16 protein-coding genes are annotated in these 18837 nt (G+C 64.5%); 4 read left to right on the plus strand and 12 right to left on the minus strand.

Going from position 1 to position 18837, the window contains the following annotated elements:
- Position 1: 1 nt before the first annotated feature.
- Positions 2–1681: a ribulokinase gene (locus Q7P63_04330; GenBank protein ID MDP0499308.1), complete on the minus strand. Its 1680-nt coding sequence runs from the start codon at positions 1679–1681 to the stop codon at positions 2–4.
- Positions 1682–1749: 68 nt separating this feature from the next.
- On the opposite strand from Q7P63_04330, the gene Q7P63_04335 reads away from it, so the two are divergent.
- The 3 genes from Q7P63_04335 (at position 1750) to Q7P63_04345 (ending at position 4146) form a co-directional block, all read left to right on the plus strand.
- Positions 1750–2790 (plus strand): LacI family DNA-binding transcriptional regulator, encoded by a 1041-nt coding sequence (locus Q7P63_04335; protein MDP0499309.1) that lies wholly within the window; start codon positions 1750–1752, stop codon positions 2788–2790.
- Between the two features lie 70 nt (positions 2791–2860).
- The gene (locus Q7P63_04340) at positions 2861–3628 is read left to right on the plus strand and encodes an enoyl-CoA hydratase-related protein (protein ID MDP0499310.1); all 768 of its coding nucleotides are present in this window, start codon (positions 2861–2863) and stop codon (positions 3626–3628) included.
- An 86-nt stretch (positions 3629–3714) separates the two neighbouring features.
- Positions 3715–4146: a MarR family transcriptional regulator gene (locus tag Q7P63_04345; GenBank protein MDP0499311.1), complete on the plus strand. Its 432-nt coding sequence runs from the start codon at positions 3715–3717 to the stop codon at positions 4144–4146.
- A 111-nt stretch (positions 4147–4257) separates the two neighbouring features.
- On the opposite strand, the gene Q7P63_04350 is transcribed toward Q7P63_04345, so the two are convergent.
- From Q7P63_04350 to Q7P63_04400, 11 genes are all read right to left on the minus strand, one after another.
- Entirely contained in the window at positions 4258–5652 is a 1395-nt protein-coding gene (locus Q7P63_04350) for a dihydrolipoamide acetyltransferase family protein (GenBank protein MDP0499312.1), read from the minus strand.
- A gap of 38 nt (positions 5653–5690) precedes the next feature.
- The gene (locus Q7P63_04355) at positions 5691–6680 is read right to left on the minus strand and encodes an alpha-ketoacid dehydrogenase subunit beta (protein ID MDP0499313.1); all 990 of its coding nucleotides are present in this window, start codon (positions 6678–6680) and stop codon (positions 5691–5693) included.
- 46 nt (positions 6681–6726) lie between these two features.
- On the minus strand, positions 6727–7860 hold the full coding sequence (pdhA, locus tag Q7P63_04360; GenBank protein MDP0499314.1) for a pyruvate dehydrogenase (acetyl-transferring) E1 component subunit alpha: 1134 nt from the start codon (positions 7858–7860) through the stop codon (positions 6727–6729).
- Positions 7861–8171: 311 nt separating this feature from the next.
- The gene (locus tag Q7P63_04365; protein MDP0499315.1) at positions 8172–8669 is read right to left on the minus strand and encodes an NUDIX domain-containing protein; all 498 of its coding nucleotides are present in this window, start codon (positions 8667–8669) and stop codon (positions 8172–8174) included.
- A 182-nt stretch (positions 8670–8851) separates the two neighbouring features.
- Positions 8852–9316 carry an SRPBCC family protein gene (locus Q7P63_04370; protein ID MDP0499316.1) on the minus strand — a complete coding sequence of 155 codons (465 nt, stop codon included), beginning with the start codon at positions 9314–9316 and terminating at the stop codon, positions 8852–8854.
- A 233-nt stretch (positions 9317–9549) separates the two neighbouring features.
- Positions 9550–12429, minus strand: coding sequence for a thioredoxin-like domain-containing protein (locus tag Q7P63_04375; protein ID MDP0499317.1), 2880 nt, complete (start codon positions 12427–12429; stop codon positions 9550–9552).
- 256 nt (positions 12430–12685) lie between these two features.
- Positions 12686–13573, minus strand: coding sequence for an HAD family hydrolase (locus tag Q7P63_04380; protein ID MDP0499318.1), 888 nt, complete (start codon positions 13571–13573; stop codon positions 12686–12688).
- A gap of 121 nt (positions 13574–13694) precedes the next feature.
- On the minus strand, positions 13695–15254 hold the full coding sequence (locus Q7P63_04385) for an adenylosuccinate synthetase (protein MDP0499319.1): 1560 nt from the start codon (positions 15252–15254) through the stop codon (positions 13695–13697).
- A gap of 125 nt (positions 15255–15379) precedes the next feature.
- Positions 15380–16072, minus strand: coding sequence for an acetolactate decarboxylase (locus tag Q7P63_04390; protein ID MDP0499320.1), 693 nt, complete (start codon positions 16070–16072; stop codon positions 15380–15382).
- 13 nt (positions 16073–16085) lie between these two features.
- Entirely contained in the window at positions 16086–17027 is a 942-nt protein-coding gene (locus Q7P63_04395; protein ID MDP0499321.1) for a bile acid:sodium symporter family protein, read from the minus strand.
- A gap of 60 nt (positions 17028–17087) precedes the next feature.
- On the minus strand, positions 17088–18122 hold the full coding sequence (locus Q7P63_04400; protein MDP0499322.1) for a sodium:calcium antiporter: 1035 nt from the start codon (positions 18120–18122) through the stop codon (positions 17088–17090).
- A gap of 86 nt (positions 18123–18208) precedes the next feature.
- On the opposite strand from Q7P63_04400, the gene Q7P63_04405 reads away from it, so the two are divergent.
- Positions 18209–18811 (plus strand): ElyC/SanA/YdcF family protein, encoded by a 603-nt coding sequence (locus Q7P63_04405; GenBank protein ID MDP0499323.1) that lies wholly within the window; start codon positions 18209–18211, stop codon positions 18809–18811.
- The last annotated feature ends 26 nt before the right edge of the window (positions 18812–18837 follow it).

The raw sequence follows: 18837 nt of genomic DNA on the forward strand, positions 1-18837 counted from the left end.
GCTAACGGCTTTGCTGTTCCTTGAGATTGAGAAGGTCTTTCATCACGTGGCCGAGCGGGGCATTGCCCACGCCGCCGAACTGGTCGTGCACCTGTTGGTAGAGGGCGTAAAGCTGGTCGTAGACCTTGCCCGATTCGGCGTTGCGCTGGTACGACACGCCTTCCTTGATGCCGGTCATGGCCTTTTGGGCTGCGGTGAAGCTGGCGTGGCCACCCTTTTCGGGGCCGGCCATCACAGCGGCGGCCACGGCCGAGCCGAGCGCGCAGGCCTGGCTGGAGCGGGCGACGAGCATTTCGCGGCCGGTCACGTCGGCGTAGATCTGCATCAGCATGGCGTTCTTTTCGGCAATGCCGCCCGCGCAGATAATTCGGTCGACCTTCACGCCGTAGCTCTCGATGCGCTCGAGGATGGCGCGGGCGCCGAAGGCGGTGGCCTCGATCAGCGCACGGTAGATCTCGGCGGAGGTGGTGGCGAGGGTCTGGCCGAGCAGCAGGCCCGTCAGGCGCTGGTCGACGAGTACGGTCCGGTTGCCGTTGTTCCAGTCGAGCGCGAGCAGGCCGCTTTCGCCGGGCTTGAGGGCCGCAGCTTCCTTGGTCAGGCGGGCGTGCGCGTCGGGGCTTTCGCCACAGACGCCTTCGACCCACCACTTGAAAATGTCACCCACGGCCGATTGGCCGGCCTCGATGGCGTCGAAGCCCGGCAGGATGGAGCCGCGCACGATGCCGCAGATGCCCGGGATGTCGTCGGTATGCTTGTCGGCGGGGACCACGACGCAGTCGCAGGTGGAGGTGCCGATGACCTTGACGAGCGTGCCTTCTTCGATGCCGCAGCCGATCGCGCCGTAGTGCACGTCCATCTCGCCGATGGCGATGGGGATGCCGGCGGGCAGGCCGAGGGTCTGGGCCCACTCGTCGCAGAGCGTGCCGGCGGTGACGGAGGCGTCGTAAGCCTTGTCGTAAAGGCGGTCGCGCAGGTCGGCGAGGGCCGGGTCGAGCAGGCTCAAAAATTCCTTGTCGGGCAGGCCACCCCATTCATCGGAGTAGAAGGCCTTGTGACCGGCCGCGCAGACGCCGCGCTTGATGTCTTCCGGGCGGGAGGCACCGGCGAGCACGGCGGGCACCCAGTCGGAGAGTTCGACCCAGGAGTAGGCAGCCTTGAAGACGTCGGGCGCCACTTTGCTGCACTTCCAGATCTTGCTCCAGAACCACTCCGAGGAGTAGGTGTTGCCGCACTTGGCGACGTATTGCGGGCGGTTTTCGCGGGCGAGGCGCGTGATGGTGACGGCCTCTTCGTGGGAGGTATGGTCCTTCCACAGCCAGCACTGGGCGGCGAGGTTGTCCTTGAATTCCGGCAGCATGCCCAGCGCTTCGTTACGCGCGTTGACGGGGATCGGGCTGGAGCCCGTGGTGTCGACGCCCAGGCCGATGACCTGATCGGGGCTAAAGGAGGCGTCCGTCTGCTTCGCTTCCGCGATCGCGAGGGACACCGCCTGCTTCATGGCTTCGAGGTAGTCGCCCGGGTGCTGACGCGCCAGGTGACTGTTCTTTCGATCCAACAAGACACCCGCTTCGCCCGAGGGGTAAGTCACGACGCCAGAACCTAACTCTTTTCCGTCCTGGCAGCGGACCAGCAAAGCACGCACCGAGTTGGTCCCGTAATCAAGACCGAGGGTAACGCTCATAGGATGTTTGAGGCTGGCAGATGCGCTTTTCCTCGCCAAGGGGGCACTCACTTGACAGTCAAGTCTACATGCCCCGCGTCACCATGCAAGACGTTGCCCGCCAAGCCGGTGTGTCGAAAAACGCCGTCTCGTTGGCGTTGAAAGGCGATGCCTCGATCTCGGCCACCACCCGCGCGCGCATCCTCGCGGCGGCGGATGAGCTGGGCTACACCCGCAACGCCACGGTGAGCGAGCTGATGTCGCGCCTGCGTCGGGAGCGCGAGCCGCGTTACCAGGCCACGCTCGGCCTGCTGCACGCCAACCAGGACGCGAAGGCGGCCTCCGCGCACCCGACGATCCCGGTGTATCTGGAGGGGGTGCGCCGCCGGGCGCGTCAACAGGGCTACCGGCTCGACAGTTTTTGGCTGCACGACCCGGAGATCCGGGGCGAGACGCTGCTGCGCATCCTGCGGCACCGCAATATCCGGGGCCTGCTCATCGTCGGGATGATGAAGGAGAATCGCCTGCCCGATCACTTGCGCCCGGTGCTGGAGCAGACCGCTTGTGTGGTGACGGGGGTGCGTACGCGCGAGCCGACGCTGCCGTTTGCGGCGGTCGACCACCACGCGCTGAGCCTGCGGGCGGTGGAGAAGGCGTTTTCCCTGGGCTACCAACGACCGGGCCTCGTGCTCGATCCGGTGATCGACGGGCTGGTGGACCACCGTTTCAGCTCGGGCTACTTCGTGGGCGTGCAGCACTTGCCCGATTCGCAGCGCATCCCTCCGTTTTTCAACGTGGAGGGCGCGCGGCAAAACCCGGCCCTGTTTTACGACTGGCTGCACCAGCACCAGCCCGACGTGCTCTTTACGCTCTACAACTCCGTTGCGCGCTGGCTGGAGAATGTCGGCTGGCGCGTGCCGCAAGACATTGGGCTGATCCAGCTCGAATGGCGCTCATCCCGCCCGCACTGGGCTGGGATGAACCAGCACAACGAGGTGGTGGGCGAGGTGGCGGTCGACATGCTCATCAGCATGCTCCACAGCGATCAGGTGGGCCTGCCCGATTTTCCTCGCGCCAGCCTGATCGACAGCACCTGGATGGATGGCGATACGGTGCGCCAGCGGGGCTAGATTCCAGTCTCGCTTTCGGGGTGTCAGGAGCTTAGGCTGCGTTCAAGCAACTGTTTGAATGCATATGAGCGTGCCTGAAATCGAAATCGCGAAAGCGGAAGGGGTTTTGGAGATCCAGATCGCCCGCCCGCAGAAGAAGAATGCGCTGACCTCGGCCATGTACGCCGCCTTGGCCGATGCCTTTACCGCTGCGGCGGAGGACCCGAGCGTGAAGGTGGTCTGCATCCGGGGCGCGCAAGGCGTGTTTACGGCGGGCAACGATCTGGGCGATTTTCTCAACCACCCGCCGCAGGATGGCGGGGCCCCGGTGTTCCGCTTCATCGAGGCGGCGGCTTTCTTTCCCAAGCCGCTCGTGGCGGTGGTGGAGGGTCTGGCGGTGGGGATCGGCACGACGTTGCTGCTGCATTGCGACTATGTGCTGGCCGCGCCGGATACGCGTTTCATTTTGCCGTTCGTCAATCTGGGGCTCAGCCCGGAGGCGGCTTCAAGCTACCTGTTGCCTTTGCGCGCGGGCCACGCCTTGGCGGCCGAGCTGCTTCTGTTGGGTAGGCCTTTCGATGCGGCGACGGCGCAACGGGCGGGGTTGGTCAACGCCATCGTGCCGGCGGAAGAGCTGACGGGGCAGGCGCAGCAGCGTTGTCGACAACTGGCGGCCCAACCGGCTGCAGCCTTGCGCGCGACGAAGCGCCTGCTCAAGCAGCCTTATGTAGACGGCGTGCGGGCGGCGTTGAAGGCCGAGCAGGAGTTGTTTCTGGAGCGGCTGGCCTCGCCGGAGGCGCGCGAAGCGTTTGCCGCTTTCGCCGAAAAGCGCGCGCCGGACTTTTCGCGGTTTTCCTGAGCGGCGTGCAGAGGCGGATGCGATCTTGATCGCGCGCAATTTGGTTTGAAATCACCGAAGTGGGGGCGTAGGTTGGGTGCTATCCGATGAAACCGACGCTCGATCTTCCGTGCCTCGACCTTTACGCCACCTCGCGGGCCGTGATCAAGGCCTACGGCCCGCTGCTCAAGGACTTGGGGCTGACTTACCCGCAATACCTGGTGATGATTTCGCTTTGGCAGTACGGCACGCTGTCGGTCAAGGACTTGAGCGGGCTGCTCAACCTGGATTCGGGCACGCTTTCGCCCTTGCTGAAGCGCTTGCAGGCGGCTGGGCTGGTCGAGCGCACCCGCAGTACGGTGGATGAGCGCGGGGTCGATATTTCGCTGACCGACGAGGGGCGCCAACTGGAGGCGAAGTCGGCCGCCGTGCGGGAAAAGATCGGCGAGCTGTTTTGCCTGCCGGAGGCGGAGATGCGCCAGATGCAGGCCACCTTGCGCGCCATCACCGGGCGCATGGAAGCGTCGGCGGAAAAGTAGCGACGTTGTGGGGGGGGGGGGTAATCTGTCCCTGCTTCGCCCTGGTCCCCAACAAAAAAGCGCCGGCTGTTGGGCCGACGCTTTTTGAAAAGGAAACGGTGAGACCTCGTGCTAGACGAGCATCACGGAGGGCGTCTCGAGGATGTCCTTGAGGGCCTGGAGGTATTGGGCACCCACGGCGCCGTCGATCACACGGTGGTCGCCGGAGAGGCCGACCTTCATGCGGTAGCCGATCGTGATGTTGTCGTTTTCGTCGACGATCGGGGTCTTGACGGTGGCACCGACGGAGAGGATCGCGGCATTGGGCGGGTTGATGATGCCGTAGAAGTCGCTGATGCCGAACATGCCGAGGTTGGTCACCGTGAGGGTGCTGCCGCTCATTTCGTTGGGCTTCAGCTTCTTGTTACGGGCCTTGCCGATGAGGTCCTTGGCTTCGAAGGCGATCTGGCGCAGGCTCTTGGCGTGCGCGTCGCGGATCACCGGGGTCAGCAGGCCGTCGTCGATGGCTACACCGAAGGCGAGCTGCACGCCACCGTGCTGGACGATCTTGTCGCCCTTCCACTCGCGGTTGATGGCGGGGACGCGGCGGACGGCTTCAGCGGCGGCCTTGAGGATGAGGTCGTTGACCGTGAACTTCACGCCGCCTTGCTCTGCCGGGAGGTTGGAGAGCTTGTGGTTGAGAGCGGCGCGCAGGTCGGTGATCGGCTTGCCGTCGACTTCGATCTGCAGGTAAAAGTGCGGGGCCTGCGTCTTGGAGCCCACCAGTGCGCGCGCGATGGACGAGCGCATATTCGTGACCGGGATCGTCTTCTCTTCGATAAAGGGAGCGGCGGGGCCAGCGGCAGCGGCGGCAGGAGCCTGCTTGGGCTGGGGCTTGGCGGTGCCTTCCTTCTCGGCCTTCAGCACGTCGTCGCGCACGATGCGGCCACCGGGGCCGGTGCCCTTGATCATGGAGAGCACGAGGCCCTTTTCCTTGGCCAGCTTGCGGGCGAGGGGGGAGACCTTCACGTCCTTGTCGTCGCCGGCGTCGGCCTTGGCGTCTTCGTCGTCGGAGGCGTCCTTGGCTTCTTCCTTCTGGGCGTCTTCGGCCTTGGGCTGCTTGTCTTCCTTTTCGCCCTTGGTTTCTTCGGACTTGGGGGCCTCCTTGGGCTCCTTGGAAGATTCGGGCTCCTTGGCCGGCTCGGCCTTGGATTCGCTTTCCTTGGCGGACTTGCCGCTGTCGTCGGAAGACGCGCCACCACCCGCTTCGACGGCCGGGGCTTCTTCGCCCTTTTCGCCGACCGCGCAGATGGGCTGCCCGATGGCGACGGATTCACCTTCCTTGGCGTAGTGCTTGAGGATCACGCCATCCTCGAAGCATTCCACTTCCATGGTCGCCTTGTCGGTTTCCACTTCGCAGATCATGTCTCCGGCGGAGACGCTGTCGCCTTCCTGCTTGAGCCAGTTGACGAGCGTACCAGTAGTCATGGTATCGCTCAGCTTGGGCATCTCGATGATTTCGGCCATTGTTCGAAACGGGTAAACGGGTTGGGAGGCGGAGGAGTCTAGCGCTTGACGTTGAGCATGTCGAGGGCCTCGCGAATGATGATCGGGGCCTCGGGCAGCTGGACTTTTTCGACGGGCGGGCTGTAGAAGGCCGGGGCGTCGACGGCGCTGATGCGGTGCACCGGGGCGTCGAGGTAGTCGAAGCAGCGGCGCTGGATGAGGTGGCTGATCTGGGCGCCGATGCCGCAGTAGGGCTTGTTTTCCTCTACCAGCAGGGCACGGCCGGTCTTCTTGACCGACTTGATGATCGTCTCTTCGTCGAGCGGGCGGATGGAGCGCAGGTCGACGACCTCCACTTCGATCTTGTGCTTTTCGGAGAGTTCCTTGGCCGCTTCGAGGGCCATCAGCACGCTGCGGCCGTGGGCGACGATCGTCAGGTCCTTGCCTTCGCGCTTCACGTCGGCCTTGCCGAGGGGCACGATAAAGTCTTCGTCGTCGGGCACTTCACCTTCCATGCCGTAGAGCACGGTGCTTTCCATCACGAAAACGGGGTCGTTGTCGCGAATGGCGGCCTTCATCAGGCCCTTGGCGTCGGCCGGGGTGGCGGGGCAGACGACCTTGAGGCCGGGGAAGTTGGCCACGAGGTTTTCCGGCGTATGGCTGTGGGTGGCGCCGACGTTGGTGCCGCCGTTGGCGGGGCCGCGGATGACGAGGGGCACATTGATCTTGCCGCCCGACATGTAGCGGAGGGAGGAGGCGTTGTTCACGGCCTGGTCCCACGCGACGTAGACGAAGGAGAAGAACATCATCTCGATGACGGGGCGCAGGCCCATCATGGCGGAGCCGATGCCGAGGCCGATGAAGCCGGCTTCGGAGATCGGGGCGTCCACGAGGCGCTTGTCGCCGAAGCGGGCCCAGAGGCCTTCCGTCACCTTGTAGGCACCATTGTATTGCGCGACTTCTTCGCCCATGACGAAGACGTTTTCGTCGCGCATGATTTCCTCAGCGAGCGCGTCCTTGATTGCTTGGCGGTAAGTGATAACGGCCATGTTCTTAAATTCGGTTCCTGATGCTCAGGTGGTTGCCGGAAAGGGTTTAGGCCTGGTACTCGTCGTCCCAGGGGAGGCGGTCGTTGAAGAACATCCGGCCTTGGTTGCTGTGCTGGCCGGGGTTGTCGGTCGTCCAGTAGACGTCGGTCAACAGCTCCTGGGCGGGCGGGTAGGGGGAGTTTTCGGCGAAGTCGACGGAGGCCTTGGCTTCTTCCTTGGCCGCGGAGTCGATGTCCTTGATCTTGTCTTCGTCGAGCACGCCTTCGGCGACGAGGATCTGCTGGTAGACGCTGATCGGGTCCTTGTTGTTCTGGTAGTCCTCGATCTCTTCCTTCGTCCGGTACTTCTTGTGGTTGGCGTCGGCGATGGAGTGGCCGTAGTAGCGGTAGGTGTCGATCTCGAGGATCATGGGGCGGCTTTCGTTGCGCGCGCGCTCCATGGCCACGTGCACCTTGGCCCGGATTTCGTAAAGGTTGGAGCCGTCGATCCGGTCCCACTCCATATTGTAGCCTTCGGCGCGGGAGGCGAGGCCGGCCTCCGGGTAGGCGCTGGAGCGGGCTTGGCTGGTGCCCATGGAGTAGCGATTGTTCTCGATGATGTAGATCACCGGGATGCTCCAGAGGCTGGCGAGGTTGAGGGACTCGTGGAACGCGCCCTGGTTGATCGCACCGTCGCCGAGGTAGCAAAGGCAGCAGCCCTTGAGGCCGCGATACTTCAGCGCGTAGGCGATGCCGAGGCCGAGCGGGGTCTGGCCGCCGACGATGCCGTGGCCGCCCCAGTAGCGCTTTTCGGGCGCGAAATAGTGCATCGAGCCACCCTTGCCCTTGGAGCAGCCGGTGAACTTGCCGAAGAGCTCGGCCATGCACTCGTTCATCGTCATGCCGACGGCGAGGGCGTGCCCGTGGTCGCGGTAGGCGGTGATGATGTGGTCGTTCTCCTCCGTCAGCGAGATGGTGCCGATGGCGGTCGCTTCCTGGCCGATGTAGAGGTGGAGGAAGCCACCCATCTTGCCCTTCTGGTAGCTCTGCAGCGCCGCTTGCTCAAACTTGCGGATGCGCACCATGTCGGTGTAGAGCTTGATTTTCTGCTCCGCAGTCAACTTTTGGTTGATGGGAGCTTTGGCGTGGGCGAACAAGTCTTGCTTCGCCTGGGCGGCTTGATCCTTGGTTTCGGTACTCACAGTTTCTGGGTCGTTCGACAGATTGAACAAGGGCAGTTGAGGGAAGCTTTCAAAGATCCCCCGTCAAGCAATGTGGAAACAACCCGGCGGCTTGTCCAGCTAAACGGCGGAACTTTCCCGCCAGCCCGTAGTCGGGCTGATGGGGATAGAAGGGTATCTAATCGAATTTCGGCAATCCGATCTGCTCTCACAAAGGGCACCAAGGCACAAAGAACTGGTTTTCAGGAGGCCCGGTAAGGATGAGTTCTGAGAGGGTGGAGTTGTACTCCTTGGTGTCTTCGTGTTCCTGGTGAGAGACTTCTCACGCCCCCCTACGGGTGCATCTGCTGCTCGGTGACGATGTGCAGCGGTTGGCCGGGGGAGCAGTCGGCACGGAGGGAGACGAAGCCGTGGCGGTGCTGGAAGTAGATCGGCCAGAGCGACTGGCGGTCGGTCTCCGGGATTGGCAGGCGCATGATTTCGCTCTGCCGGTGGAAGGCGAAGGTGCCTTCGTCGATGGAAGGGGGCAGCGATTGCAGGGGCTTGCGGCAGTCGAAGAGGAACATCAGCCAGTGGGTGCGTGCCTCGTAGTTTTTTTCCGCAAACATGCAAAAGAGGTGCAGGTCGTGGTCGCCCACCTGCAGGCCCACTTCCTCAAAAGTCTCCCGCCGGGCGGCTTCGAAGGGGCTTTCGCCGGTCGGCATCTCCAGCTTGCCGCCGATAGGGCTCCACAGGCCGCGATTCGGCTCCTTGTTGCGCTGCAACAACAGGAGGTCTCCGGCCTCGTTGTGGAGGTAGACGAGCGTGCTGATTTTATACGGAAGCGACATGAAGGAGGTTTTAACAGGAGTGAAAAGGAGTCAAAAGGAGTTTTAAATACATAGAAGGACAAATTCAGCTCAGGATTCTGAGGAGGAGATGGTGATGGTGATTCAATTCTTCCCTCCCTTTCCTGGCTTCTGTTCGAAACTCTTTTTCACTCCTTTTAACTCCTGTTCCAAATGTTATTCTCCTACTCCAGGCGCCCGAAGCGGCGCTCCAGCTCTTTGTGGCGGAAGGTGAAGATGGATTGCACCTTGTCGCGGACGAAGAAGGCGTGGGCGAGATCGCCGATCCACCATTTGCCCACGTCGTAGTGGAGAATGTCGGTCATGCGCACGCCGCCGGGGATCTCCTCGAAGTGGTGCTGGTGGTGCCAGAACTTGTAGGGCCCGAAGCGTTGCTCATCGATGAAGTACTGGCGGTCGCGCACGGTGGTGATCTCCGTGACCCATTGGTGGTGGATGCCGGGGAGCACGGAGATGCGGTAAGCGATGATCATGCCTTCATACATGCGCACGCCGCCCCCGCTGAGGATCTCGAACGAAAGGTCGGGCGGGGTGATGGCGTCGAGATTGTCGGGCGCGCTGAAGAAGTCCCAGGCGGTATCGAGCGAGATGGGCAGGTCTTGGACGCGTTGGAGCGAGTGCAGAGCCATGGGTTGCAAACATACGCGACGCATCTGGCACTTGCACGCCCTGGAGGGCCGAATGGCCGTAAACGTAGCCTGGGCGGGCGTTAAGGTGAACTCTGCCGCAGTGGCACGCCCTCCGGGGTGCAAGCTTGAGCTTGGAAAACCCGGGGTGTCGGTCCGCTGGCGCGGACCTCAACCCCGCGCTAAGAGCTGGCAAGCCTCTGGCTTGCTGGATGATGCCACGGCAATAGGGTTCATCAAAACAGCTCGGCCAACTGGGCGAGGGCTTTGTCCTGGCCTACTTTGGCGCTGTCGATGACGACGGTGCCGTGGCGGTCGGTCACGACGAGCTGCGGGATGCTATCGCCGAAGAGTGCTTCGAAGGCCGGTAGCTGGTCGCGGCTGGTAAAGCTGAGCATGGGCCAGTCGATCCCGAGGCTGGAGGTGTAGTCCTTGGCCTCGCGTGCCGATTTGTCGCCCGAGACGTAGACGAAGGCCACGTTTTGCGCGTCGGGGGCGGCGTCCTTGAGGGTGGCCATCAATTTGGGCGCAAAGACGCGGCAGGGCGGGCACCAGCCAGCCCCCATGTAGGCGACGACGTATTCCGGTTGCTCGGTGGCCAGCTGGCTGCGGCGACCGTTGGCGGGGTCGACGAGTTTGCCTTCCAGCTCTTCGACGAGGCGACCGCGTGCGCCGCCGTTGGCCAGATTGTCGCGTGAGCGCTCAAAGAGGTCGGTATTTTCCGGCTCAAGATTGAAGGCGAGGTTGGATTTGGTGGAGCGGAGGAAGAGCTGGCGCCCGTCGTAGCGGAGGAAGATCACCTCGTCGCCCGCTGCCATGCTGGGTGCGCCGGAGAATTCCAGCGGCACCTTGAGCTTTACGTGGTAGGGCCACAATTCGGGGCGGCGGGGCAAGTCGCGGTAGGTCAGCTCGCGCTGTTCGGGCGTAAGGGCGGCCCAGGCGGTGTTGGCGGTTTCGAGCACGTTGGTGGCGTCGGCCTCGACGGAGAACATCACGCGCCCCCGGTTGCCCCGGGCGACCACTTCGTTGCCCTTCAGCTCCACGATTTCGATCTCGCTGCCTTCGCGCACCACCGCGCCGTCGGCAAAGCGCAACTCGCGCTGGAGGGTGGCGGTCTGGGGCCAGGCCTCGCGCTGGCGTACGAGCTGCCGCCATTCAAGAGGCTCGACCGCTACCGCTACGGCGGCGGTCGGGGCGGGCTTTACCTCCACGCGTACCGGCTCGGCCATCACGGTGTTGGCACCGATCTGGATCGAGCTGGTCTTGGTGGTCGAGGCGGCGGCCACGGGTGCACTGGCCTGAACTCCGGTGGCCATGGCGGCCTGTAGATCGAAGTCGCGGGGCGGGATGATGGTGTGGCGTAAGATGCCTTCGGGTGTGCCGGCAATGATGCGCAGCTTACCGTCGTCGCCCATTTTGACGGCGCCCACGTATTTGAGGATGCGATCGTTCGGCGGGCGTTGCAGGTCCATCGCAAAGATGCGTTGGCCGTTGCTGTAGACGACCTCGTCGGAGCCTTTCCGGCCTTCGGCGCGTTCGCGATGGAACCACAGGAGGTGCTGGCTGTCGGGCGTGAACATCGGGTGAGAGCGTACGCCGCGTTCGCTGGACCAGATGGGCTGGCCGTCGACGCGCACGTGGTAGGTCTTGAAATCGCCGGTGACGTAGGCGGTGTGCTTGCTGTCGGGCGAAAAGATCACGCCCCGGCGGTCGGTCGAGGTGAAGGTGTTGTCCGTCCAGGCGAGTGCCGGCTCGCCCTCGAGGTCCACGGCCTTGCCGTCGATGAAGTGGGCCGACTGCTTCATGCTGCCGATGCTGAAGGCGGTGCGCTTGCCGTCGGGGCTGAAGGTAAACGATTCGCCGATCACGCTGGGAATGGTGTTGGCATTGCCGGTGCGCCACTCGGGCGCGCTGATTTCGCGGTCGTCGATCACGATGGCGGAGGCGCGCGTACGCTTCGTCACTTTGTAGCCGAAACGGCCACCCACGGGTGCGGTCGTAACGTGATCCACAAACTCGTAGCCGTCGGACTCCTCGCCGTTGACGAGCGGGAACAGGAGCCCACCTTGAAAAGCCAGCGAGATGCAGCGGCTGGAGTCGGCGGTGAAGCGCGCGTAGACGGGGCGGCCGTCGACCTGCTCGAAGGCCTTGAAGCTCTGGTAATTGGGGCTGCGCTTGCCGTCGAGCCATTGCCACATCGCGCTGGAGGCCCGACCGTGGACGACGACGCGCTTGCCGTCGGGGCTGAACTGGACGGTTTCCGCGCCGTCGGTGCCGGGCAGGATCTTGCCGTCGAGCCACACGCCGTCGGAGACGACCCCCGCCACGCGCCCGGTGCTGGAGACGACGGGTTGGCGCAGTTGCGGGTGCAGCACCTTGCCGTCGAGCAGCGTGCCAGAGTCGTTGACCGACACGAGCTTGCCGTTGGGCAGAAACGAGTGCGGGTAGGCGGAGTAGTCGGTCGCCTTGCCGTTGACGATGAGGTTGCCGCGCCCGACGAGCAGGGCGTAGCGGGAATCGTCTTCGCTGAAGCGCATGGCCGTCGCGTCGCGGGTCAGCAGGCGCTCGGGCACGAGCTTGCCGTCCATGAAGAGGTAGTAGCCTCGGTCTTTGCCCTTGGGCTCGTGCGACGCGATGAACCAATAGTGCTTACCCTGCGGCGAGAACTGGATCGTGACCGGGCTGGAGCCGATGGTCCCGATCGAGTAAGCCCCGCGGTGGACCTCCTTGCCGTCGACGACCACGACGTATTCTTCGCCTTGCAGCGCGATGTAGGCGTGGCGCTTGCCGTCGGGGCTAAAGAGCACGGGGTGGTCGAGCTTGTCCTGGCCTTCCACGGCAGGGAACTGGCTGCGACCGATCATCGGCTGGCCTTTGGCACCGAGGAAGCGATCGAAGCGGGGGCCGACTTCGCCGTCGATTGAAACGGCCATCCGGCTGCCCTGGCGGACCACCGCCGAGACGCGGCCCGAGGGCTCGATCTGGACCGACAGGGCGTCGAGCGGGGCTAGCATGGTCGTTTCGACGGGAGACTCGACCGCCGAAACCGTTGGCAGCAGCCCGGCGACGAGGGCAAAGAGGATCAGGCCCGGGAGGGGGGCGCGAGAAGGTTTCATCGTGAAGAGCGGGGCCGCCCATCCTGGCCGTTCGCGCGGCGTAGCAGGCTAACGCCCCTGGGGAAGAGGGTGAGAGTTACTTATGCGCCGGATCAGTAACTCATAAACCTACGCCTGTCGAATCCTCAGCTGCCGCAATTCGCTAAATATGTGTAAGTTATTCAGCTTTTATTTTAGATGAATATTATATAGCGTTAGCAATGGGGTGCAGTCTCGGCGTTATCCAGGGGCGGCTCCCGCTGGTACGGCCTGTTCGCTATCCGTTCAGCACTTCGAGGATCTGGCGCAGGTCGGTCACGATCAGGTCGGGGCGGACGTCTTGCAGTCGCGCGTCGTCCTCCCGCCAACGCAGGGAGCGTTGATCGCCCGCAAAGAGTGCGGTGCGGTAGCCGCAGAGCTGAGCCGGCCACACGTCGTTGCGCAGGTCGTTGCCCACGTAGAGGACTTCCTGCGGCTGGAGGCCCAGCGGGGCGATCTGCTGCGTGAGGCGTTCGTAAAGGGCGGTGGAGGGCTTGCCTTCGCGCAGGGCAAAGGAGTAGACGCAGGCCTCTTCGGTAAAGCCGAGCTGTTGCAGGCTTTGCCCGAGGAAGGACTCGAACATCAGCGGGGTGTAAAACTGGGCGTTGGAGACGATGCCGAGGGTCAGCTGGCGCTCGCGCAGGGCCTTCAAGACTTCTTCGAGGTGGGGCATGGGCCAGACGGGGTTGACCCGTACTTCGTATTCCACTGCCAGTTGCTCGACCAGGTCGTCGGAAATGTCTTCGGCGGTCAGCTCGTGGGCCTTGAGTTCATCGGCCAGGAACTCGCGCCAGACGTCGCGGATCTCGACTTCCGGGTATTCGATGCCTTCTGCGCGGCGGGCCTGCTGGTGCTCCTTGATCGCCTGGTTGAGCAGCTCGGAGCGCTTGTGCGGCACGGCCAGCAGTTCCAACCCGCAGGCTTCGAGCGCCTCCTTGAGCTGGGCTTCCCGGTCCTGCTTCTCGGCCAGGCTGATGTCGCCGGTGCCGGAGATGATGAGGGTGCCGTAGATGTCGAAGACGACGGCGCGGATGCCTTGCAGAGGCGTCAGCACCGGCTTTTCGTCTGTCGGCAGGGGTTCGAGCGGTTCGGAATGGGTGCGATACAGTTCGACAAGAGGATTCATGGCAAGCTGCGCCAGCCTACCCTGCCTCTCCCGCCTTGCCAAGTGCGCAGGGCGGAATGTGGGGAGTGGGAGGGATGGAATGCCCACTCCTCAAGCCGCCGCTCGTAATTTCGTCTTCCGCCTACGCCAGCTTGATCAGCTCGCGGGTGGTGGGGACGTCCTTGATGATCTGGCTCGGGTTGGGGCCGACGCCGAGATAGCGGACGTTGGGCAGCACTTCGGGCCACTGGGCTTCGTTTTCGCCAAAGGCCACGTCGATGGTGTGGCGGACCATGCCGGCGACGTACTTCTTGGCGTTGAGCGGCAGGGCGTCGAAGGAGCGCACGCCGGAGATGTCTTCGCTCCAGCCCGCGTATTGGCGGTAGATGGGCTGCAGCTGGCGGTGCGTCTCGAAATCGCGGGGGACGTGGCGCAATCGCGTGCCGTCCGGTGCCTTGTAGCCCGTGCAGATGAGCAGTTCGCCGCCGTTCCAGGCGCCGCCAGCGTCATAGCTGAGCGCGTCGAGCTTGTTGATCGCGAGGTCGGTGCAGCCGGCGTAGCGGATGGCGTCGCCCTTTTCGACCGCGTCGTACCAACCCACCATGCGTTGACGGCCGGTAGAGGTGCCAAACTCGATCTGGCTCAGCTTCTGGCCCAGCGGGTGGTCGGTGGGGATGCGGCAGACGAAGGTGTGGGTCCCTACCTTGGTGTCGTAGGCCTTGCAGACGCCGAAGGTGTGGGCGTTTTGCAGCGGCAGGCCGCAGCTGAGGAAGAACTCGGCGGGCAGGGGGTGCGAGGCGGTCACGTTGGGCGTGAAGCCGAAACGCTTGTCGAGCCAGAAGGCCTGGCCGAACTCGGCGAGCAGATACTGGCCGCGTTGGAGCGAATCGAGCAGGCGCTCGCGCACGTTGCCGATCTGGGCGAGCAGCTTTTGCCCGGCCTCGAAGTAGACTTGCTCCAGTCGCTCGAAATCGAGCGTGAAGGGCTTGCTGCCCTTGAACTGGTGGAAGTCGAAGTCGCTCTCGGTCAGCAGCCCGGCCTCGATCGTCACTTGGTTGGCGCGGATTTCGGCCTTGGTCAGGGTGTCGAAAAAGCCGTCCCAGGCCTCGGGCGTCACGCGGCAGACGTGCTGGATCGTGAGCAGCGCGCGGTCGACGCGGCCTTGCAGCAGGCGGCGGAAGCGTTCGCGCGAGCGGAAGTCGCTATAATAAATGGGGAAGCAGCCCGTTTCGTCGGAATAGGCGGGGGAGATGCCGCGCCCGGTGCTGCCGCGGGCCTCTTCGCCGAGGGTGTGCACGCGGTAGTGCTCCCAGGCGAGGTCGAGCAGGCGGTGGCACACGTCGCTGACCATAGTGCGCTCGTCGATCAGGAGGCGGTCGAGCACGCGGTAGCCGTTGTGCTCGATGTAGGCAGCCTCCCAGATGAACTTGCGGGGGTCGGCCACGACGCCGGAGCCGATGGCCAGGCAGCCGGCTTCGGGGTTGACGACGCCGGCGGGGAAGAGGTTGAGCTTGAGCCCGCCGCAGGTATGGCCGCTGTTGGCACCTCCATTCACCTTGATGACGGCACCCACGATGTCGGCGCGGCCGCTCTGCTCACGGAGCTCGGCGATCACTTCGGGGATGAGCCGCCCTTTGCCCTCGTCGCCAAAGCTGATGCCGGTGTCGAGGATGATCTGGTGGTGGAAGGGGGGTCGGGCCATGGTCTGCAATGGAAACGGTGCGAGGAAAAAGCAAAAGCGCCTCCGTTGGGCAGAGGCGCGTTGTCAGAATGAAGACCGTGACCCCATCGAAGGCAAGCAAAAGCGGGCGATTACCTGTTTGAAGGTTACTCTCCTGCGTCCGGCAGGCGCAGCAGCAGCTCGTCGACGCGGTCGAGCGAGAGGGTGCCCGTCTTCAGTTGAAACTCCAGCACGTGGCCACCTTGCTTGTGGTCGTGGCTGACGAAGTGCAGGTGGATGCCGGGCGCGTTGATGCCTTGGTAGCCCGCAGGGAAGTAAAAGCCGATCATCGTGCCGCGCACGTCCTGACCCTCAAAGACGGCCTGAGTCTTCAGCACTTCGGGCAGGGGCGGGTAGGGCTCGCTCTGGGCGCGGGGGGCGCGGGTCTTGAGCGTGGCGCAGACGCCGTCGAGCCGCAGGGCCACGGGGCGGTCGAGCGGGCCGAAGCGCTGGAGCAACTCGTCGGTCAGGCCCGGCAGGCCGGTGATGTCGCTTAGCTCTGCCGATTCTTCGGCCGCGAAGTCGATCATGGTGGCGAAGGGGATGCGGAGGTGGCGGTCGGCTTCCAGCACCGAGCCGTCGGCCCGGGCCTGGTAGACGACGCCGTCGAAGGCGATCATCTCGCCGTCGATGTGGGTGAAGGTGCCGATGCCGTGGTGGCCGGTGGCGACGACTGCTTCGTGGCTGAAGTGGCCGTGATAGTCGCCAGCCATCAGGGCGTCGATGGTGGCGAATTGGGTGATACGGTCGCCAGCATAGGCCAGCGGAAGCAGGAACAGGGGCAGGAGCGAGCGGAACATAAAGGGGAGTGCGTCAGGCAGGAGGCGGATCGCTGGGGCGGCGCGACCACCAGGCGGCGAGGGCCGGGCCGCTGAGGTTGTGCCAGGCGGAGAACAGCGCGGCAGGCACGGCGGCAGCGGGAGAAAAATGAGCGACGGCCAGCGCGGTGGCGAGCCCGGAGTTTTGCATCCCCACCTCGATGGCGAGTGCGCGGCGTTGGGCGGGGCCAAGCTTGCCCAGCCGCCCCGTCAGGTAGCCGAAGGCGAGGCCCAGGCCGTTGTGCAGCGCCACGCCGAGCAGCACGAGCAGGCCCACCGCATGGATGGCGTCGGCCGCCTTGCCGACGACGGCCCCGACCACCAGCACGATGATGGCGACCGAAAAGAGCGGTAGCACGAGGGTCAGCCGCGCCATGAGCGGGGCGGCAAAGCGGCGGGCCAGCAGGCCGAGCGCGACCGGCGCCACCACGATCTGCACGATGGAGAGAAAGAGCGCGCCGCCGTCGATCTGCATCCAGTGCCCGCCCAGCGCCCAGATGATCAGCGGCGTGAGCAAGGGCGCGCAGAGGGTCGCGACGGTCGTCATCGAGACGGAGAGGGCGACATCGGCGCGCGCCAGGTATGCAATGACGTTGGAGGCCGTGCCGCCGGGGCAGCAGCCGAGCAGGAGGAAGCCGATGGCCAGATCGGGCTCGAACCCCAGGCCGCGGGCGATCCCGTAGGCCAGTAGCGGCATGATCGTAAACTGCGCGGCCACGCCAAGGGCGACCTCACGCGGGCGCTGGGCCACGCGGCGCAGATCTTCCACCGTCAACGTCGCGCCCATGCCAAACATGATCAGCCCGAGCGCAAGGCTCAGGTGAGGCAGCACAAAGGCGAACGCCGTCGGCTGGTTATAACCGATCACGGCAAACAGGAGCGCCCACAGCGGGAAGCTGAGCGTGAGGAAAGTCGACAGGCGTTGGAAAAACCGCATGAAGCGCCTATCGGATAGCGGGTAAGGAGGGCGTTGTCAGGCTCTTAATGGCGATGAGCCTTATCCTACCATCACAAACACCGCCCCAACGATATAGATGAGGATCGTGGCGACGCTCTCGAAGCCGATCTTGGCCGGCCCGGTTTTCTCGCGGTGGATGAGGCCGAGCAGGAGCACGCCCGTCATGATGACGCTGAGGGAGATCATCGCCGTCTCGCGACTGCTGGCGGCGTGGTAGATCGAGCCCGCGCGGTAAAAGAAGTCCGACACGGCGGCAAAGAGGGTATCGAAGCAGTTGCCGCCGAGGATGCCGCCCACCGCGAGGGTCAGTGCGCCCCGGCGCACCGCCGCGATGGACGTCACCAATTCGGGCAGCGAGGTGGCGACCGCCGTCCCGAGCGCCCCCACCGTGCTGGCGTTGAGCCCCGTGCGGCTCGCGATGGAGTTGCCGGACTGCGTGAGCGCCCAACCGGCGGCGACCACGGCGGCGGATGCGGCCACAAGCTTGGAGATCTGGACCCAGAGCGGCGCCGCGTTCGATTGATCGTCGGGGACGTCTTCGCGGGTCTGTTGGGTGCGCACGGGCTGCCACATCGGCTTGTCGCGGGCGGCCTTGATAAAGCGCAGCAGGCCCACGTAGGTAAAGAGCATCACGACAGAAATTGGATGCACGCCCCACACGGTGATGGGCGGTGCGCTGGTCGCCCAGAGCAGGATGCCGAGCAGCACGATCAGCACGGCGCCGAAGATCAGGTTTTCGACCGAAGCGGCCGCGTGCTCGAGGTTGACGCCCCGGTAGGCGAGGTCGGCAATGGCCAGGAAGGCGGTCTGCACGGCGATGCCACCATAGGCGTTCGCCAGCGACAGCTCGGCCAGGCCTTGGGTGGCGGCCACGACCGAGAGCGTGCTGCCGGAGAGGGAGGTAATCGCGCCGAGGAAGACGGCCCCCATCATGGCCTCGCCCATGCCCGTGCGGTCGGCCAGCTCGTCGGCCAGCGCACTCAGCTTGGTGCCCACCGCGAGGATAACCAAGGCGCAGGCGATGAAGACGGGCACGGCCCATTGCAGGGCCCATGGCTCGGAGCTGGCAAACATAGCCAGAGAGAGGCAGCAGGTTACATTCCGGCTTCAGCGGCACCTTTACCTCGCCGGCCTCCCGATGAGCCGTATAAAGGCGGGCAATGGGGTACAAACCGAGAAACGGCTGGTGGCGCGCAGGGCGGTGGTTGCTCGTGCTGGGGCTGCTGGTGTTCGCCTGCCTCTCGGCGATCAACCTCTGGATCTTCTTTTCGACGCACGAGCGCGTTTATCGCGAGCTGGAGGCGGTGCCGGTGGCGCAGACGGCCCTCGTGCTGGGCGCAAACCCCGACGGTCAGTTCCTCCCCAACCGTTTGCAGGCGGGTCTCGACCTCTACCGCGCGGGCAAGGTCCAGCGCCTGATCCTGAGCGGGGCCGCGCAGGGCAAGCAATACGACGAGGTCGCGGCCATGCGGGCCTGGATGCTGGAGCGAGGCGTGCCGGCGCAGGCGTTGATCGACGACCCCATCGGCATCCGTACGGCGGCGAGTATCGACAACGTGCAGCCTTTGGCGGATGCCGCCGAGCCGTTGATCATCGTGTCGCAGGCTTTCCACGACTACCGCGCGCTATATCTGGCCGATGCCTACGAAGTGCACGCCGTCGCCTACGCGGCGCCCGAAGCCGAATGGCGCTACCGCTTCTTCAGCGAAGGCCGGGAGTTTTTGGCGCGCGTGAAGGCGTTTGCAGAGGTGGTGGGGCGGTAGGGGTTGTTTAGCCGCAGATGGACGCA

The sequence above is a fragment of the Verrucomicrobiota bacterium JB022 genome, from assembly GCA_030673845.1.
Classification (GTDB): domain Bacteria; phylum Verrucomicrobiota; class Verrucomicrobiia; order Opitutales; family Oceanipulchritudinaceae; genus WOUP01.

Bases quoted from the DNA above. Each gene is read 5' to 3' on its own strand.
- Q7P63_04375 (MDP0499317.1), bottom strand. From the start codon at position 12,429: ATGAAACCTTCTCGCGCCCCCCTCCCGGGCCTGATCCTCTTTGCCCTC.
- Q7P63_04395 (MDP0499321.1), bottom strand. From the start codon at position 17,027: ATGCGGTTTTTCCAACGCCTGTCGACTTTCCTCACGCTCAGCTTCCCG.
- Q7P63_04385 (MDP0499319.1), bottom strand. From the start codon at position 15,254: ATGGCCCGACCCCCCTTCCACCACCAGATCATCCTCGACACCGGCATC.
- Q7P63_04335 (MDP0499309.1), top strand. From the start codon at position 1,750: ATGCCCCGCGTCACCATGCAAGACGTTGCCCGCCAAGCCGGTGTGTCG.
- Q7P63_04370 (MDP0499316.1), bottom strand. From the start codon at position 9,316: ATGGCTCTGCACTCGCTCCAACGCGTCCAAGACCTGCCCATCTCGCTC.
- Q7P63_04380 (MDP0499318.1), bottom strand. From the start codon at position 13,573: ATGAATCCTCTTGTCGAACTGTATCGCACCCATTCCGAACCGCTCGAA.
- Q7P63_04400 (MDP0499322.1), bottom strand. From the start codon at position 18,122: ATGTTTGCCAGCTCCGAGCCATGGGCCCTGCAATGGGCCGTGCCCGTC.
- Q7P63_04350 (MDP0499312.1), bottom strand. From the start codon at position 5,652: ATGGCCGAAATCATCGAGATGCCCAAGCTGAGCGATACCATGACTACT.
- Q7P63_04405 (MDP0499323.1), top strand. From the start codon at position 18,209: ATGGGGTACAAACCGAGAAACGGCTGGTGGCGCGCAGGGCGGTGGTTG.
- Q7P63_04330 (MDP0499308.1), bottom strand. From the start codon at position 1,681: ATGAGCGTTACCCTCGGTCTTGATTACGGGACCAACTCGGTGCGTGCT.
- Q7P63_04345 (MDP0499311.1), top strand. From the start codon at position 3,715: ATGAAACCGACGCTCGATCTTCCGTGCCTCGACCTTTACGCCACCTCG.
- Q7P63_04365 (MDP0499315.1), bottom strand. From the start codon at position 8,669: ATGTCGCTTCCGTATAAAATCAGCACGCTCGTCTACCTCCACAACGAG.
- Q7P63_04390 (MDP0499320.1), bottom strand. From the start codon at position 16,072: ATGTTCCGCTCGCTCCTGCCCCTGTTCCTGCTTCCGCTGGCCTATGCT.
- Q7P63_04355 (MDP0499313.1), bottom strand. From the start codon at position 6,680: ATGGCCGTTATCACTTACCGCCAAGCAATCAAGGACGCGCTCGCTGAG.